The 16,347-nt window shown below is 56.0% G+C and carries 15 protein-coding genes; 4 read left to right on the top strand and 11 right to left on the bottom strand.

Annotation, left to right across the window (positions count from 1 at the left end):
- Nucleotides 1-228 (bottom strand): YejL family protein, encoded by a 228-nt coding sequence (locus tag QLG21_RS02580; RefSeq protein ID WP_001135586.1) that lies wholly within the window; start codon nucleotides 226-228, stop codon nucleotides 1-3.
- 134 nt (nucleotides 229-362) lie between these two features.
- Here QLG21_RS02580 and yejK point away from each other — a divergent pair, with 134 nt between their 5' ends.
- Entirely contained in the window at nucleotides 363-1,370 is a 1,008-nt protein-coding gene (gene yejK, locus QLG21_RS02575; protein ID WP_006176452.1) for a nucleoid-associated protein YejK, read from the top strand.
- 51 nt (nucleotides 1,371-1,421) lie between these two features.
- Here the strand turns inward: yejK and rplY are convergent, their stop codons facing one another.
- Both rplY and QLG21_RS02565 read right to left on the bottom strand, forming a co-directional pair.
- A complete protein-coding gene (rplY, locus tag QLG21_RS02570) occupies nucleotides 1,422-1,706 on the bottom strand; it encodes a 50S ribosomal protein L25 (protein WP_006176451.1) in 285 nt (94 codons plus the stop codon).
- 125 nt (nucleotides 1,707-1,831) lie between these two features.
- Nucleotides 1,832-3,592, bottom strand: a complete 1,761-nt coding sequence (locus QLG21_RS02565) for a DEAD/DEAH box helicase (protein WP_006176450.1) — start codon at nucleotides 3,590-3,592, stop codon at nucleotides 1,832-1,834.
- Between the two features lie 151 nt (nucleotides 3,593-3,743).
- Between QLG21_RS02565 and rsuA the strand changes: the two genes are divergently transcribed.
- The 3 genes from rsuA to QLG21_RS02550 all read left to right on the top strand — a co-directional run bounded on the left by rsuA (nucleotide 3,744) and on the right by QLG21_RS02550 (nucleotide 6,287).
- A complete protein-coding gene (gene rsuA, locus QLG21_RS02560) occupies nucleotides 3,744-4,451 on the top strand; it encodes a 16S rRNA pseudouridine(516) synthase RsuA (RefSeq protein ID WP_137849404.1) in 708 nt (235 codons plus the stop codon).
- Nucleotides 4,452-4,466: 15 nt separating this feature from the next.
- On the top strand, nucleotides 4,467-5,663 hold the full coding sequence (locus QLG21_RS02555; RefSeq protein WP_058609838.1) for a Bcr/CflA family multidrug efflux MFS transporter: 1,197 nt from the start codon (nucleotides 4,467-4,469) through the stop codon (nucleotides 5,661-5,663).
- 279 nt (nucleotides 5,664-5,942) lie between these two features.
- On the top strand, nucleotides 5,943-6,287 hold the full coding sequence (locus QLG21_RS02550; protein WP_042320285.1) for a YejG family protein: 345 nt from the start codon (nucleotides 5,943-5,945) through the stop codon (nucleotides 6,285-6,287).
- A gap of 3 nt (nucleotides 6,288-6,290) precedes the next feature.
- Here the strand turns inward: QLG21_RS02550 and yejF are convergent, their stop codons facing one another.
- The 8 genes from yejF to QLG21_RS02510 all read right to left on the bottom strand — a co-directional run bounded on the left by yejF (nucleotide 6,291) and on the right by QLG21_RS02510 (nucleotide 16,292).
- Nucleotides 6,291-7,880 carry a microcin C ABC transporter ATP-binding protein YejF gene (yejF, locus tag QLG21_RS02545; protein ID WP_282483837.1) on the bottom strand — a complete coding sequence of 530 codons (1,590 nt, stop codon included), beginning with the start codon at nucleotides 7,878-7,880 and terminating at the stop codon, nucleotides 6,291-6,293.
- 1 nt (nucleotide 7,881) lies between these two features.
- Nucleotides 7,882-8,907: an ABC transporter permease gene (locus QLG21_RS02540; protein ID WP_282483836.1), complete on the bottom strand. Its 1,026-nt coding sequence runs from the start codon at nucleotides 8,905-8,907 to the stop codon at nucleotides 7,882-7,884.
- Nucleotides 8,907-10,001, bottom strand: a complete 1,095-nt coding sequence (locus QLG21_RS02535) for a microcin C ABC transporter permease YejB (protein WP_006176444.1) — start codon at nucleotides 9,999-10,001, stop codon at nucleotides 8,907-8,909. The genes QLG21_RS02540 and QLG21_RS02535 overlap by 1 nt, the downstream gene beginning before the upstream one ends.
- Before the next feature lie 9 nt (nucleotides 10,002-10,010).
- The gene (locus QLG21_RS02530) at nucleotides 10,011-11,816 is read right to left on the bottom strand and encodes an extracellular solute-binding protein (RefSeq protein ID WP_282483835.1); all 1,806 of its coding nucleotides are present in this window, start codon (nucleotides 11,814-11,816) and stop codon (nucleotides 10,011-10,013) included.
- Nucleotides 11,817-11,889: 73 nt separating this feature from the next.
- Nucleotides 11,890-13,446 (bottom strand): cyclic di-GMP phosphodiesterase, encoded by a 1,557-nt coding sequence (locus tag QLG21_RS02525; protein WP_282483834.1) that lies wholly within the window; start codon nucleotides 13,444-13,446, stop codon nucleotides 11,890-11,892.
- Between the two features lie 127 nt (nucleotides 13,447-13,573).
- On the bottom strand, nucleotides 13,574-14,143 hold the full coding sequence (gene mepS, locus QLG21_RS02520; RefSeq protein WP_006176441.1) for a bifunctional murein DD-endopeptidase/murein LD-carboxypeptidase: 570 nt from the start codon (nucleotides 14,141-14,143) through the stop codon (nucleotides 13,574-13,576).
- A gap of 412 nt (nucleotides 14,144-14,555) precedes the next feature.
- Nucleotides 14,556-15,272, bottom strand: coding sequence for a phosphatase PAP2 family protein (locus QLG21_RS02515; RefSeq protein WP_282483833.1), 717 nt, complete (start codon nucleotides 15,270-15,272; stop codon nucleotides 14,556-14,558).
- 33 nt (nucleotides 15,273-15,305) lie between these two features.
- The gene (locus QLG21_RS02510; RefSeq protein ID WP_006176438.1) at nucleotides 15,306-16,292 is read right to left on the bottom strand and encodes a GTP-binding protein; all 987 of its coding nucleotides are present in this window, start codon (nucleotides 16,290-16,292) and stop codon (nucleotides 15,306-15,308) included.
- Nucleotides 16,293-16,347 lie beyond the last annotated feature (55 nt).

The following is a 16,347-nucleotide window of genomic DNA, read 5'->3' as shown; positions in this document are numbered from 1 at the left end:
TTAGTGGGCCTGGTCGTCGCTAACAGATGACTGCAGTGCCTGGGCGAAAGATTTGGCGATCGCCTGACGCTGAGCCGGAGCAACGCTGGTATTGATAAGGTTGGTGACCATATTTCCCAGTACCATCAGGGAGAGATCGGTCGGCGTTTTGTGTTTTTCCAGTACGTTGACCAGCTCACTGAGCAATTGTTCAACGTGTTCATCACTGTAGCGGGAATGTTGTGGCATAAATCAAAATCAGTCTGTTGATAAGAGGGCAACATATTACCGTAGCAACAGCTTTTTTTCCCCTTTTTTATCTTCTGTTGCACACATGCGTTGGTGGTGGTTGAATACCGCCCGGTCTAAAAGGAGAGTTTATCATGAGTCTGGAAATCAACCAGATTGCCTTGCACCAGCTTATCAAGCGTGATGAGCAAACCCTTGAGGTGGTGCTGCGCGATTCGTTACTTGAACCAACGCCTACCGTTGTAGAGATGATGGCGGAGTTACACCGCGTCTACAGCGCAAAAAATAAAGCCTATGGCCTGTTCAGCGAAGAGAGCGAACTGGCTGATAGCCTGCGCCTGCAGCGTCAGGGCGAAGAAGATTTCCTGGCGTTCAGCCGCGCGGCAACCGGTCGTTTGCGTGATGAACTGGCGAAATACCCGTTTGCTGACGGCGGTATCGTGCTGTTCTGCCACTACCGTTACCTGGCGGTGGAGTATTTACTGGTCACGGTGCTGAACAACTTAAGCAGCATGCGCGTCAACGAGCAACTGGACATCAGCTCCACGCACTATCTCGATATCAATCATGCGGATATCGTCGCGCGTATCGATTTGACCGAATGGGAAACCAACCCAGAATCCACCCGTTATCTGACCTTCCTGAAAGGCCGCGTGGGCCGCAAAGTGGCCGATTTCTTCATGGACTTCCTCGGCGCGAGCGAAGGGCTGAACGCGAAAGCGCAGAACAAAGGTCTGCTGCAGGCGGTGGATGACTTCACCTCAGAAGCGCAGCTCGACAAATCCGAGCGCCAGAACGTGCGTCAGCAGGTTTACAGCTACTGTAACGAACAGCTTCAGGCGGGGGAGGAGATTGAACTGGAGTCGCTCTCTAAAGAGCTGGCGGGCGTCAGCGAAGTGAGCTTCCAGGAGTTTACCGCCGAAAAAGGCTATGAGCTTGAAGAGAGCTTCCCGGCGGATCGCAGCACGCTGCGTCAGCTGACGAAATTTGCCGGCAGCGGTGGCGGCTTAACCATCAACTTTGATGCCATGCTGCTGGGGGAACGTATCTTCTGGGATCCGGCGACCGATACGCTGACCATCAAAGGCACACCGCCGAACCTGCGCGATCAGCTGCAGCGCCGCACCTCGGGCGGTAAATAACGGCCATAAAAAAACCCCGCAGAAGCGGGGTTTTTCTCGACGAGTTTGCGATTACGCGCGAACGAAGTCGATGTGAGACAGTTTTGGCTTGAACGGGTGACGCTGAACAGCCTGAACTTTCACTTTTTCTTCTTTACCGCCAACAACGATGGTCAGAACTTCGCTGTAGAATTCAGCTTTAGTCTGCATGTTCCATACTTTGTCGTGATCCAGTTCGATTGCAACTGGAGCAGCTTCGCCACCGTAAACGATAGCCGGGAACTTGTTAGCGTTACGCAGGCGGCGGCTCGCACCCTTACCCTGCACGTTACGTACTTCTGCTTCGATAGTGAACATAGATTTCTCTCTGTATTTAAAACCCTACTACAGGCGACCCAGCAGCAGGTGAGTGTTCTGCCTCACGGATGTGAAGCGGGCGGCATTTTATACTCAAACGCCCCGCACATCAACGAAAAGTCCCGTCAGCCGCGTAATTCATTTGCCCGGCGAAAGCGGCCTTCGTAGTCAAAGACCTTTTCACGCACCTGCCAGTACTGGCCTTTTTGACGGGCAACCACGAAATCGGGATGGCGCAGTAACGCCTGCTGATGCACGATATCGGCAACCGTTATCCAGCGCAGGGGCACCCCCGGCGTGCGGGTATGCGGGCGGATAAACAGCTGCTCAAACGCCATTCGCTGGGCAGGCGTGTGTAACCTGAACCGCTCGCTGACGTCTGCGCCGTCCTCATCGTAATAAGTAATTTTTAACCATTCGCCTTTTTCGTCCGCCCCCGGCTGCAGCGCCATGCCGGAACAGCGAAGCACCAGCGCGTCTTTCAGCTTCAGCGCGGCTTTGAGCATGTCGTCCGGGTCGACCAGCACCGTGTCGCATTCCCGGCAGCGACGGGCGGCAATATCGTTCTCCGCGTTGCACTGCGGGCAGTTTTTAAAGCGGAAGCGGAAATCGCACTGTTCGCGATGGCCGTCGTCATCTTCAAACCAGCCCTGGCAGCGCCGGCCAAAATGTTCAATCAGCGTGCCGTCAGCGGTGGTTTTGCCCCAGAAGGTGTTAGCGAATCCGCAGGCGGGACAAAAGACCTGAACCGGCACGTTGTCACTTTTGCCTTTCGGCGCGCCCACTTCCGGCGCGTAAAGATCGTGTGGGTTCCCGGCGTAGTCCAGGATCAAACAGTCGGTTTTCCCCGGCGCCAGGCGCAGCCCGCGCCCGACGATCTGCTGATACAGGCTGACCGATTCGGTCGGGCGCAAAATGGCGATCAGGTCGACGTGCGGGGCATCAAAGCCGGTGGTCAGCACGGATACGTTGACCAGATAGCGGAACTGCTGCGCCTTGAAAGCCTCAATCAACGCGTCACGCTCCGGGCCGGGGGTATCGCCGGTGATAAGCGCGGCATCGTCAGCGGGCAGCAGGCCGGTGATCTCTTTCGCGTGCTCGACGGTGGCGGCGAAAATCATTACCCCTTTGCGTGTCCGGGCGAACTCTTCAATCTGGCTGATGATATGCGGCGTGATCCGCTGCTGCTTTTTCAGCTCATGATTGAGGTCCGCTTCGCTGAACAATCCGTTGCTCTGCGCCTGGAGTCGGCTGAAGTCGTACTGCACCACGGGCATATCCAGCCGCTCGGGTGGCGTCAGATAGCCGTGCTTAATCATGTACCGCAGCGGAAGCTCGTAGATGCAGTCGCTGAACAGCGCTTTTTCGTCCCCGCGCACCATGCCGTGATAGTGGAAACGGTAGATCCAGCCTTTACCCAGGCGAAAGGGCGTCGCGGTCAGCCCGAGCAGGCGAATCTGCGGGTTTACCGTTTTCAGATGCGTCAGGATCTGCTGATACTGGCTGTCGTCGTCATCGCTGATGCGGTGGCACTCGTCGACGATCAGCAGCGAAAACTCGCTGCGAAACTGCTCCAGGTTACGGGCAACCGACTGCACGCTGCCAAACACCACTTTACCGTGGCTCTCTTTGCGTTTCAGCCCGGCGGCGAAGATGTCGGCGTCCAGCCCGAGCGCACAATATTTGGCGTGGTTCTGCGCGACCAGCTCTTTGACGTGCGCCAGCACCAGCACGCGCCCGCGCGCCAGACGTGCCAGCTCGGCAATCACCAGGCTTTTGCCCGCGCCAGTGGGGAGCACAATGGCCGCAGGCGTTGTGTGTTTTCGAAACCAGGCCAGGGTGGCGTCAACGGCTTCCTGCTGATAGGGGCGGAGTGTGAAAGTCATGAGGTCTCGGTTTAGTTATTTCGCATAGAGTATGCCACGAAACTTTTTCCCTTGAGTGGCGCAACCAGACCATTATACTGAACCGTTCTTGACTGCTTCTTTTTCGGGCGCGTTGTCCGACTTCCAGCACCATTAAGGCTAAAAAGATTTCATGCGACTTGATAAGTTTATCGCTCAGCAACTCGGCGTAAGCCGCGCTATTGCAGGGCGCGAGATACGCGCCAGCCGCGTTACCGTGGATGGCGACATTGTGAAAGATACGGCGTTCAAACTCCAGCCTGAACATCAGGTAGAGTATGACGGTAACACGCTTACCCAGCAGAACGGCCCGCGCTACTTCATGCTCCACAAGCCGGAAGGCTACGTCTGCTCAACGGACGACCCCGATCACCCGACGGTGCTCTATTTCCTGGATGAGCCGGTCGCGCACAAGCTGCACGCCGCCGGTCGTCTGGATATCGACACCACCGGTCTGGTACTGATGACCGATGACGGCCAGTGGTCGCACCGCATTACCTCTCCGCGCCACCACTGCGAGAAGACCTACCTGGTTACGCTGGAGTCGCCAGTGGCGGACGATACGGCAGAACACTTTGCGAAAGGCGTTCAGCTGCACAATGAAAAAGATCTCACCAGACCGGCAGTGCTGGAGGTTATCACCCCGACGGAAGTCCGTCTGACCATCAGCGAAGGGCGCTACCACCAGGTGAAACGGATGTTTGCCGCCGTGGGCAACCGGGTGGTAGGTCTGCATCGCGAGCGCATTGGCGCCATTGAACTCGATCCGGAACTTGCGCCAGGCGAATACCGCCCGCTGACGGAAGAAGAGATCGCCAGCGTAGGCGTACCTTCGCGTTAATTTCAGGAGAACCCTGTGACCACCAGGCCACACTCGTCTTTCAAAATCGTCTTCATTCTTGGCCTGCTGGCCATGCTGATGCCGCTGTCTATCGATATGTATCTCCCCGCGCTGCCAGTGATTTCCGAGCAGTTTGGCGTACCGGCGGGCAGCGCCCAGATGACGCTCAGCACCTATATTCTCGGTTTTGCTATCGGTCAGCTGCTGTACGGACCGCTGGCAGACAGCCTCGGGCGTAAACCGGTTATCCTTGGCGGGACGTTAATCTTTGCTGGCGCAGCGGTGGCCTGTGCCCTGGCGCAGACAATCGATCACCTGATCGTCATGCGCTTTTTCCACGGCCTGGCGGCAGCTGCGGCAAGCGTGGTGATTAACGCCCTGATGCGTGATATCTACCCGAAAGAAGAGTTCTCCCGCATGATGTCGTTTGTCATGCTGGTGACCACCATTGCCCCGCTGGTTGCGCCAATGGTGGGCGGCGCGGTGCTGGTGTGGTTCAGCTGGCATGCGATTTTCTGGATCCTGGCCATTGCCGCGCTGCTGGCGTCGGCGATGATTTTCTTCTTTATTGATGAAACGCTGCCCGTTGAGCGTCGGCAGAAGTTCCACATCCGTACCACGCTCGGGAACTTCGCTTCTCTGTTCCGCCACAAGCGCGTGCTGAGCTACATGCTGGCAAGCGGCTTCAGCTTCGCCGGGATGTTCTCGTTCCTGAGCGCCGGGCCGTTTGTCTACATTGAGCTGAACCACGTCTCCCCGCAGCACTTTGGCTATTACTTCGCGCTGAACATCGTGTTCCTGTTTGTGATGACCATCATTAACAGCCGCTTCGTACGGCGCGTTGGGGCGTTGAATATGTTCCGCGCCGGGCTGTGGATCCAGTTCGTGATGGCGATATGGCTGGTGGTGAGTGCCTTCTTTGGCGTCGGTTTCTGGGCGCTGGTGATAGGGGTTGCGGCGTTTGTCGGCTGTGTGTCGATGATCTCCTCCAATGCGATGGCGGTGATCCTCGACGAGTTTCCCCACATGGCAGGAACGGCATCGTCGCTGGCGGGGACCTTCCGCTTCGGCATCGGCGCGATTGTGGGGGCGCTGCTCTCGCTGGCGACCTTTAACACGGCCTGGCCGATGCTCTGGGCCATCGCTTTCTGCGCCACAAGCTCGGTTCTTTTTTACCTGTACGCCAGCCGGTCGCGAAAAGTCGCGAACTAGCGCACAAATAAGGCCCAACTCGGGCCTTTTTTTTGACACATGTCAACCAAACCCCCGTTCGTTTACCCTCTGTTTGTTTCTTTTATGTAAAATCTATTTGTGTAAAAAGTCACATCATTGTATTTAAAAAGGTTGAGTTAGATCGCAGAAACGGGTACATATAGCCCCGACGCGAGGCTGCCACTCCTATAAAAAGCGCTGAACAGTGCAGGTTAGCGATGATGTGTTACTATAAATGTAAATAAATTGTGAAGTAAATTTTGCTTCCGGGGAACGAACGTGAATACATTACAACTCTCCATTGTCCATCGCTTGCCCCAGAGCTATCGCTGGTCGGCAGGTTTTGCAGGTTCAAAAGTTGAACCGATTCCGCAAAGTGGTAAAGAGTGCGAGAATTGTCTGGTTGCGCTTAAGCTGCTAAGCCCGAGCGATGAAAACGCATGGCCGGTAATGGAACGTCTTAGCCAGGCGTTGACGGATATCGAAGTGGTCAGCTCCGTGCTGGAGTGCGAAGGCGAGCCTTGCCTGTTCGTCAACAGCCAGGACGAATTTGCCGCCACCTGTCGACTGAAAAACTTTGGCGTGGCGATTGCCGAGCCTTTCTCTGGTCACTATCCCTTCTAAGCGCTAGTCTGCCTGCAGCAGCTGGCGCGTATAGTTTTGCGTTGGCGCGGCGAAAATGCGTTGACACTCCCCCTGCTCGACAACCTCTCCCTGACGAAGCACAATCACCTGATGGCACAGCGCACGCACCACCTGTAAATCATGACTGATGAAGATATAGGCAAGGCGGTGCTTTTCCTGCAAGTCTTTTAGCAGTGCCAGGATCTGCGCCTGCACCGTTCTGTCGAGTGAAGACGTTGGCTCATCAAGAATGATCAGCTCCGGTTTTAAGATAAGCGCGCGGGCTATCGCAATGCGCTGGCGCTGTCCGCCGGAAAATTCAGCCGGGTAGCGATGCCGCGTGTCGGGATCCAGGCCTACCTCCACCATCACGCGCATCACGTCGTCTTCGCGCTGCCGGGTCGTCAGTTCAGGGCGATGAACGCGCAGCCCCTCTTCGATGATTTGCAACACGCTCAGGCGTGGGTTGAGCGACGAATTCGGATCCTGAAAAACAACCTGCATACGCGGACGCACGGGAAGCATCTGACGACGGTTCCAGTCGTGCAGTGGCATACCGTCGAAAATAATATCCCCCCGTGAGGCAATTAAGCGCAGCAGCGCCAGGCCGGTGGTGCTTTTACCCGAGCCTGACTCGCCAACCAGCCCGAGCGATTCCCCCGGTCGCAGCGAAAAACTGACGTTTTTTAGCACAATTGTGTGGTCAACGACGCGCCGCAGTATGCCTTTGCGCACCGGAAACGAGACGGCGAGATCCTTCACCTGCAATATCGGCACGCTGTCTGCGCGCAGGGGGACCGGATCGCCTGACGGTTCGCTATCCAGCAGGCGCTGCGTATACGGGTGCTGTGGAGCACTGAGCAGGGCGGCGGCGCGGTTTTGCTCAACGCAGCGTCCGTTTTGCATAACGGCCACGCTGTCCGCCAGCTTTTTCACAATGCTCAGGTTGTGGGTGATAAACAGCAGGCTCATGTTCAGCTCGTCACGCAGCTCGCGCAGCAGGTGCAGGATCTGCGCCTGCACCGTGACGTCCAGAGCGGTTGTCGGCTCATCGGCAATCAGCAGTTCCGGGCGGGTGAGCAGGGCCATGGCGATCATCACGCGCTGGCGCTCACCGCCGGAGAGCTGGTGGGGGTAATCGCTTAGCCGTTTGGCCGCGTGACGTATGCCGGTACGCTCAAGGCAGTCCAGGATCTCTCCTCGCGCCGCCTCTTTACGCATGCCCCGGTGCAGGGACAGCACTTCATACAGCTGTTTTTCCAGGGTGTGCAGCGGGTTGAGCGACACCATCGGTTCCTGAAAAATCATGGCAATTTTATTGCCGCGGATCCCGCGCAGGGTCTGCTCATCGGCGTGAAGCAGCGAGCTGCCGTGAAACAGAATATCGCCCTGGGGATAACTGACCGGCGGGGATGGGAGCAGGCGCAGCACCGAGAGCGCCGAAACGCTCTTGCCGGAACCGGACTCGCCCACCAGCGCCAGGGTTTCACCGCGCTGGATCTGCAAAGACAAATCCGTGACCACCGTGCGCGTTTCGCCCTGCCTGGAAAACGCAATCGACAGGTGATCAATACTCAGAAGAGGCTGCGTCATCTTATACCGCCTTGTTAGGATCAAACGCGTCGCGCACGGCTTCGCCAATGAAGATCAGCAGCGAGAGCAATATAGCCACCGAGAGGAAGGCGGTGATGCCCAGCCACGGCGCCTGAAGATTATTCTTGCCCTGCAGCAGCAGTTCGCCGAGCGACGGGGAGCCGGGCGGTAACCCGAACCCGAGAAAATCAAGCGAGGTCAGGGTGGTAATGGAGCTGCACAAAATAAACGGCAGGAAGGTGAGGGTTGCCACCACGGCGTTGGGCAACATATGGCGGAAGATGATCCCGCTGTCGCTCACGCCCAGAACCTGGGCGGCGCGGATATAGTCGTAATTGCGGGTTCGCAGAAACTCCGCGCGCACCACGCCCACCAGCGCCATCCAGCCAAACAGAACGGTGATCCCCAGCAGCCACCAGAAGTTTGGCTGGACCACGCTTGAAAGCAGAATGATTAAAAACAGGGTCGGCATGCCGGACCAGACCTCAATGATACGCTGGCCCCAGAGATCGACCTTGCCCCCGTAATAGCCCTGAATGGCGCCCGCCACGACGCCCATGACGCTGGAAAACAGCGTCAGCATCAGCCCAAAGAGGATCGAGATCCGCGTGCCATAGAGGATGCGCGCCAGCACATCACCGCCGTTGGCATCGGTGCCCAGCCAGTTTTGCCGGGAGGGTGGAGAAGGGAAGGGGGTCTGGGTGGCGTAATTGATGCTGTTTGCGCCAAAGCGAATCGGTGCCCACAGCGCCCAGCCGTGTTGCTCGATATGCTGACGCAGCCAGGGATCCTGATATTGCGCCGGTGTGGCAAAGGGCCCGCCAAAATCGCTTTCGCTGTAGTTAGCCAGCACGGGCATGTACCAGCGGTCGTTGAAGTGCACCAGCAAGGGTTTATCGTTGGCAATCAGCTCCGAACACATGCTCAGCGTGAACAGCACGGCGAAGATCCACAATGACCAATAGCCGCGGCGGTTATGACGAAAGCGCGCCCAGCGGGCCTGATTAACGGGGCTTAAGTGCGGCATCAGCGGCCCTCAAAGTCGATACGGGGATCGACCAGCGTATAGCTGATATCGCTAATGATATTCAGCAGCAGGCCAATCAGGGTGAAGATGTAGAGTGTGCCAAACATCACCGGATAATCGCGAGAGACGGTCGCTTCGTAGCCCAGCAGCCCCAGGCCATTCAGGGAGAACATCACCTCTATCAGCAGCGAACCGGTAAAAAACATGCTGATGAAGGTGGCCGGAAAGCCTGCAATCACCAGCAGCATGGCGTTGCGGAAAACGTGTTTCCACATGATCTGCTTTTCACCGACGCCCTTGGCGCGCGCGGTGACCACGTACTGTTTGCGGATCTCATCGAGAAACGCATTTTTGGTCAGCATCGTCAGCGCCGCAAAGCCGCCAATCACCGTCGCCAGCACCGGCAAAGTGATATGCCAGAAATAGTCGGTGATTTTTTTATACCACGGCAGGGTGCTGAAGTCGGCTGACACCAGCCCGCGAAGCGGGAAGATATCGAAGTAACTGCCGCCAGCGAAAAAGACAATCAGCAGCACGGCAAACAAAAACGCCGGGATCGCATAACCCACAATGATGAACGTGCTGCTCCAGATATCAAAGCGGCTGCCGTTGTGGACCGCTTTACGGATCCCCAGCGGAATCGACACCAGATAGATGATCAGCGTCCCCCACAGACCCAGCGTGACCGACACCGGCAGGCTCTGCTTAATCAGGGTCAGGACCGAGGCGCTGCGAAACAGGCTGTCGCCAAAATCAAAACGCACGTAGTTCCACAGCATGGTGAAATAACGCTCGTGCAGCGGCTTATCAAAGCCGTAGCGCTGGGTGATCTCGGCGATCACCTCCGGATCCAGCCCGCGCCCGCCCCGGTAATGGCTGTCGCTGATATTACCCACGCCGGTTCTGGCATGGCTTGCGCCTAAACCTTCCCCGCCGCCGCCCGGTATCGCGCCGCTGTTGCCAAATTCCACGGCCGCGATCGCTTGATCCACCGGGCCGCCGGGCGCAATTTGCACGATAAAAAAGTTGATGGTGATGATGGCCCACAGCGTTGGAATAACCAGCAGCAGACGACGGATCAGGTAAGCACCCATGGTTATTCCTTAGCGCCGCTCGGCAGGGAGCTTCGCGGCCTTATTCACGTCATACCACCAGGTATCAAAACCCAGTGAATAAATGGGGCGCACGGACGGCAGGGAGAATTTATCCCAGCGGGCCGTACGATCTTCACCCATGTACCACATCGGCAGCATGTAATAGTTCCAGGTTAACACCCGGTCAAGCGCCCGGCCCAGGGGAAGCAGTTTGTCTTTATCGCCCTGTGCCGCAATAATTTTGGCGATGAGGGCATCGATGGCCGGGCTTTTCACCCCTGGCGCGTTATAACTCGAGTCAATATAGTTCGAGGCCCAGGCGATCTGCAGGTCGCTGCTCGGCCAGGGCTGGGCGGACCACAGGCGCTGCATCATATCGTAATCACGGCTGCGCATGCGGTTGGTGATCTGCGCATTATCCACCTGACGAATATTCAGGGTCACGCCCAGGCGTTCAAGGTTCTGTTTAAACGGCATCACCCACTGGTTATCAGCACCCGAGGAGAGCAGTAGCTCAAAGCTCAGCGGTTTCCCGGTTTTTGCGTTGATCCGCTTTTGATTTTTAAGCGGCCAGCCCGCCGCGTCCAGCAACCGGCTGGCCTTCAGGAGGTTATCGCGATCGAAGCCATTGCCGTCCGACACCGGCGGGGTAAAGACGGAGGTAAACACCTCGGGAGGCAGTTCAGCTTTCAGCGGGGCCAGCAGGACCAGCTCGTCCGCATTGGGATAATCGCGGGCGGCATATTCCGTATTCTGGAAATAACTGTTGGCGCGGCTGTAGGCACCGTAAAAGAGCGCTTTGTTCATCCATTCAAAATCAAACGCCAGGGTTATCGCCTCGCGGACCCGTCGGTCGGCAAAGACCGGACGCTGGATATTAAACGCCAGCCAGCGCGTGTCCTGGGCAGACTCATTTTTGTGTTCGTCTTTGACGATGTACTTTTTAGCGAAGTTCTTGCCGATGTAGCGGGTCGCCCAGTTTTTGGCGCTGCTCTCGAGGCGTAAATCAAAGGCACCGGCTTTGAACGCCTCAAACGCGACGTTATCATCCAGGTAGTAATCGTAGCGGAGGGTATCGAAGTTCCAGCGCCCGCGGTTGACGGGCAGATCGGCGGCCCAGTAGTCTTTGACGCGGGAATAGACCAGATACTGACCCATCCGCCAGGCGGTGATGCGGTAGGGGCCACCCGCCAGCGGCGGCACGGAGAGCGGATCGCTGAGCTTATGGTTCTTCCAGAAGGATTCCGGCATCACCGGCAGGGAGAACAGGCTCAGCATGTTCTCTTTATTCGGCTCGCTCAGTTCGATACGCACGGTAAGCGGTGCGATGGCCTTAATGGTGGTGCCTTTATACACCAGGCGAAACTGCGGCACGCCCTCGGTCATAAACTTATGGAACGTGAAGGCGATGTCGCTGGCTTTTACCGGCGTGCCGTCATGAAAACGCGCGCGGGGGTTAATCGACACTTCAGCCCAGGCAAAATCATCCGCATAACGGACATTGTCCGCCACCAGGGGATAGTAGCTGCCCGGTTCGTCGTCGGAGGTGATAAAAAGGGTATCGTAGAGCGACTCGGTGCGCGCAGCCGCCACGCCGCGCAGCGCGTAGCGGTTAAAGTTATCGAAGGTGCCGGTGGCGGAAAGGGTGACGTTTCCCCCTTTAGGCGCGGCGGGGTTGACGTAATCAAAGTGGGTGAAGTTAACGGCATATTTCGGCTCGCCAATAACGGCAAACGCGCTGCTCTCTTTGATTGTCTGTGCCTGAGCGGGCAGGCACAAGAATGCCATTAGCATCAGTATTACGCGCATCACCATCAGCCGCGGTCCCTCTTTGTATCGAATGGCTCAGATAAGCTGAATAATAAGTGACGCCGACGCGATTGTGAAATTATTCGCGGGGTTGCGGCATATCCGGCGTCCACTGGCTGAATTGCTCCAGCGGCATCGGGCGGCTAATCCAGTAGCCCTGCAGGAAGTTCACTCCGTGCTCCCGCAGCCAGGCCGCCTGCTCGGGGGTTTCCACACCTTCCGCGACGGTGGACATATTTAACCGCCTCGCCAGTGTCAGCACGGCATCAAGTACGGGGGAGGTCACGGTTTCTGTCCCAATGGCGTTAACAAAGCCGCGGTCGATTTTGATGTAGTCCATGGTGAAACGCTCAAGATAGATAAGCGCGCTGTGCCCGGTCCCGAAGTCGTCGATGGCTATCTCAAACCCTTCGTTGTGCAGCCACTCAAACAGCGTATTGGCCTGATGATGGTTGATCATATCGCGCTCGGTAATCTCCAGTACGGTCTGGAAATGATCTGGAGGCAGCAGGCTGGTAAAGGTTCGCATATCGTCTTTAAAGCTGTCGGCGTGCAGGTGCCCTGGCGCGATGTTGATCCCGAGCTTCGCGCCGGGCGGTAAAAGCGTTTGTAAAACCGGCGCATCGCGAATAATCAGGTCGAAAAGATGCAGCGTCAGCGGGACGATCAGCTTCTGGGCTTCGGCAAAGTTGATAAAGGCGTCAGGCGGAATTTCGCCCATGGTAGGGTGCTTCCAGCGCATCAGCACCTCTACGCCGCGCATTTTAAGCTCTTTCGCATCCACCACCGGTTGATAGACCACGTAGAACTGGCCTGCCTTGATGGCGGTTAAAATCTCTTTACCCGGGTTCTGGCGAATGGTCAGGATGTAGAAATTAAGGGAGCCTCCCGCAATCCCGCAGACCAGGCCGAAAAACAGGGCGAAGAGCATTTCATCCGTGGTCCAGGCTTGCGCATACATTTTGATGGTGATCGGCACGGCCTTAAGCGTGGCGGTGCGGGCCGGATGTTGATTCAGGTCGCGCGCGTTGACCAGATGCGGGGACATGGTGGATAACGCTTTATCGCCAATGACGACGGCAATTCCCGTGAATGCGTCCTGACGAGAGGTGTAGAGCAGGTAGGGGGCCAGGTTGAGGTTCACCGAGGTAAACACGCCGCCGTCTTTCACCAGCGGATTTCGATGCCAGATGGCGATGGCCGGCTTGCCGGGTAACATGGGCGTCCCTGGCAAAAGGGCCATATCGATCTGCTTAGTGATATTCAGGTCAGGAATGAGTTCCTGCATGGGGACCTGCATAGGCCCGGTTGCGGATGAGCAAAACGCATTGCTGTCCCGGACCAGCAAAAAGGCGCGTACGTTGATACTAAAGGCCGCGCGCGAGGTCAGCTCGCCGCTCACATCATGGCAGTTGCTCAGCGTGAGCGGCTGGAGCACATCGATAGCGGTTTTCAGCTCGCCGAAATACCCCTCCATGTACACGCTCAGGTCTGAAATCAAGGTATCAAACTTGGCCTGTCGCTTCTGATAGCTCCAGAAAAACTGTATCGAACCCATAAGCAGGGCGATGAAAAGGCCTGTCAGGATACTGAGGATCGCTATTTTGCGATTGCTGAAAAAGTAGCGGGTAAACATAGACGTCGTGCTTCCTGAATGGCCGCTGAATGTGTTCAGTGTAACGGGCAAAAAAAAACACTGCCGAAGCAGTGCCTTTCTTTATCGTATCGCCAGCCAAGGGATAACTCACGATACAACAGTTATATTAACTGCGGGTCAAAACTCGGCGCGCTTCGTTGTAGCGCTTCTTCCAGTATGGCTCGTTCATGCTGGAGATGGTCACACCGCTGCTGGTGGAGGCATGAACAAACTGATCGTTACCGATATAGATGCCCACATGTCGGCCGGTCGATCCTGCCTTGAACAGGACTAAATCACCGGTACGCAGTTTGGTGCGTGAAATCGACTTGCCCATCACCTGCTGTTCATAGGTTGAACGCGGGAGGTCTAACCCAAATTGCTCGCGGAAGGTACGCTGTACGAAACCGGAACAATCAATGCCTTTCTTAGTGCTGCCGCCAAGACGATAACGCACGCCTTTCCAGTCAGCATACTGGTCCATAATACGGGACTTCACGTCCAGATTACGTACCATATTTTCAAATTCATCCTGAGAGGCTTGCAGTGAAGAGGAATCTTCCATTCCCACAACACGCGTCTCAGGATGCATATTCTTCGCGGTGTTCGTTGTGCTACATGCTGAAAGCAGTACCGCCACTGCAATCGCCGGGATCCCCCGCAAGATATATCTCAAAATCGGTTGAGATTTGACCATGTTGTTTATTATCCCTTGAAGTCCTTAACGAAAAAATCGTTATAAAAAATGCCAAACGTGACGAGACTAATTACCTGCGCACAATCAGACAATTCTTTATGGCCAAATCTGTGGCTCAGCGCACAAATTTATTCACCACAGTAATAATTATCTTTGTGGGGCAAAACGAGTCTGAGATTACCCGATTGCAAGGGCCATTGCGAGCAAAAATACCCTTTTTTTTATAAGAAAAAGTGATACAGAAAGTGAATAACCGCAATAGCGCAAAATGCCGTCAATGTTGCTGCTTAAATGCGCAATTCATTCATTTCTAACATGAATGTGATGACGAGAATATGACAGCCAGACAGGCGAAAGGGGGGAGGCGCATCAGGGATCCCAAACGATCCCTGATGGATGATGATAATTTAGGTTAGGTATTTGTTTTAATTTTGTTGCTATTTCCGGGCATATAACGATCGAAAAGCGCAATTAAACGGTCGCTAAAGGGGGTCATTAAGCACCATGGCGCCCCAATGAGCACCGCCGTCAGGGAGCCGACGGCAATATCGGTAAACCAGTGCGCACCAATCATGACGCGCGGGAATGCAAATATCACGACGATGGCCAGAGCAATGGCAAAGGCTTTTTTACCGAAATAACGCAGCATGAAGGCGGAGAAAATAAGCAGCATCATGCCGTGATCGCCAGGGAAACTGTCTTTCGAAGCGTCTTTTGTCGAAATATGCAGCAATTCACTCACGCGGTAAATATTCGGGAACGACAGGGAGGGGCTTGCGCGTTTAACCGGCATCAGATGCTGCGCCAGCTGGTTGATCACCACCGCCGTCAGCAGCATCACCAGACCCATCATTATGATACGACGACGCCCTGTTTTGTCCTCTTTCAGCCAGAAGGAGAGCATTAAACAGCCCATCGCCAGCAGCGAGCAACCGTCAAAGGCACGGTTATTGGTAATCGCTACCAGCCATAAAAACGCCTTACTTTTTACCAGTTCCTGATTAAAGAAATGGAAAATGCTGGAATCCAGCGGGAACCACAGGCCGTGGTTCACCGGAAGATACCAGGATAAAAAGAGCGCCAGCCCGGCGGCGTTCAGCAGTAATATCTGGGGGTATCGAGTCGTCATAGTCTTCAGCATAGTGTTAAAACTGGGGCAACGTTAGCCACCCGAACTTAAACGAAGCTTCAACAGACTGGACTGGAGTGCGTTCCAGTCGGTGTTAACCGCACTAATTAACTCTATTCGGCTATCCGGCGGCGCGACGTTCTGCGTTTCGATAAAGAAGTCCTCGCCCTGGCGGTTTATCCGTACCAGGCCGTCCTGCGTGCGCATCACCCCTTTTACACGCTCAACCGGGGCCAGCCTGGCCCACTCAAGGATGCCAATGGTGTCAAACTGCGTGTCGGCGTCAAAAATCCATCCGCAGGCCTGATGCCCCTGACCGCTGTTCAGGTTACGCCGCCAGCGCTGATGCTCAGGCAGGCTTAACGCCGCCAGGCCATGCTTCACGCCATGATGATGCGCGTGCTCGGGGCTGGATGGCAGTTCTGTCTGATTCAGGCGAGGAAGATCGAGCAGCGCGCCATCAATATTCCCTTGCGTGGTCTCGACACGCTGGCGTCCACCGCCCGCGTGTTGCCACCAGGCCGCCAGTGCTGCCTGGCTCTCGGGCGTGCTGCGGTCGGATTTATTCGCCACAATGATATCTGCCGAGGCGAGCTGATCGCGGAAGTTCTCATTGCTCAGCGTTTTTTCATCGAGCAGCTGGCGCGGGTCGAGCAGGCAAAGCGTGGCGCGCAGATCGATCCAGGGTTCATAAACCGGTGCGGTCAGTAAATCGAGAATTTGCTTCGGGTGGCCCAGCCCCGTGGGTTCAATCAGCAGACGGTCTGGTTTGCCCTGACGGAGCAGCGTGTTCAGCCCCACCTGCATCGGCAGACCATTCACACAGCACATGCAGCCGCCGGGGATCTCCTTGATCATCGCACCGCTGTTGGCCAGCAGCGCGCCGTCGATACCGACTTCGCCAAATTCGTTAACCAGCACGGCCCATTTTTCGGCCGGATCTTTATTTGCCAGCAAATGCAGAATGGAGGTGGTTTTGCCGCTACCGAGGAAGCCGGTGATGAGGTTGGTTTTGGTCACGTGTGCTCCGAGAGATAATCGTAATGCTAAACCGATAATCTATCATCCTGGCGAA

Origin of the sequence: Enterobacter sp. V87_3, from assembly GCF_029967835.1 — a bacterium.
Taxonomy (GTDB): Bacteria; Pseudomonadota; Gammaproteobacteria; order Enterobacterales; family Enterobacteriaceae; genus Enterobacter; species Enterobacter cancerogenus.
Note: the sequence above shows the minus strand (reverse complement) of the source record. Positions and strands in the feature narration are given on the sequence as shown.

Bases quoted from the DNA above. Each gene is read 5' to 3' on its own strand.
- QLG21_RS02515 (WP_282483833.1), bottom strand. From the start codon at position 15,272: ATGACGACTCGATACCCCCAGATATTACTGCTGAACGCCGCCGGGCTG.
- QLG21_RS02535 (WP_006176444.1), bottom strand. From the start codon at position 10,001: ATGGGTGCTTACCTGATCCGTCGTCTGCTGCTGGTTATTCCAACGCTG.
- yejK (WP_006176452.1), top strand. From the start codon at position 363: ATGAGTCTGGAAATCAACCAGATTGCCTTGCACCAGCTTATCAAGCGT.
- QLG21_RS02525 (WP_282483834.1), bottom strand. From the start codon at position 13,446: ATGTTTACCCGCTACTTTTTCAGCAATCGCAAAATAGCGATCCTCAGT.
- QLG21_RS02580 (WP_001135586.1), bottom strand. From the start codon at position 228: ATGCCACAACATTCCCGCTACAGTGATGAACACGTTGAACAATTGCTC.
- mepS (WP_006176441.1), bottom strand. From the start codon at position 14,143: ATGGTCAAATCTCAACCGATTTTGAGATATATCTTGCGGGGGATCCCG.
- rsuA (WP_137849404.1), top strand. From the start codon at position 3,744: ATGCGACTTGATAAGTTTATCGCTCAGCAACTCGGCGTAAGCCGCGCT.
- QLG21_RS02530 (WP_282483835.1), bottom strand. From the start codon at position 11,816: ATGGTGATGCGCGTAATACTGATGCTAATGGCATTCTTGTGCCTGCCC.
- QLG21_RS02540 (WP_282483836.1), bottom strand. From the start codon at position 8,907: ATGCCGCACTTAAGCCCCGTTAATCAGGCCCGCTGGGCGCGCTTTCGT.
- yejF (WP_282483837.1), bottom strand. From the start codon at position 7,880: ATGACGCAGCCTCTTCTGAGTATTGATCACCTGTCGATTGCGTTTTCC.
- QLG21_RS02565 (WP_006176450.1), bottom strand. From the start codon at position 3,592: ATGACTTTCACACTCCGCCCCTATCAGCAGGAAGCCGTTGACGCCACC.
- rplY (WP_006176451.1), bottom strand. From the start codon at position 1,706: ATGTTCACTATCGAAGCAGAAGTACGTAACGTGCAGGGTAAGGGTGCG.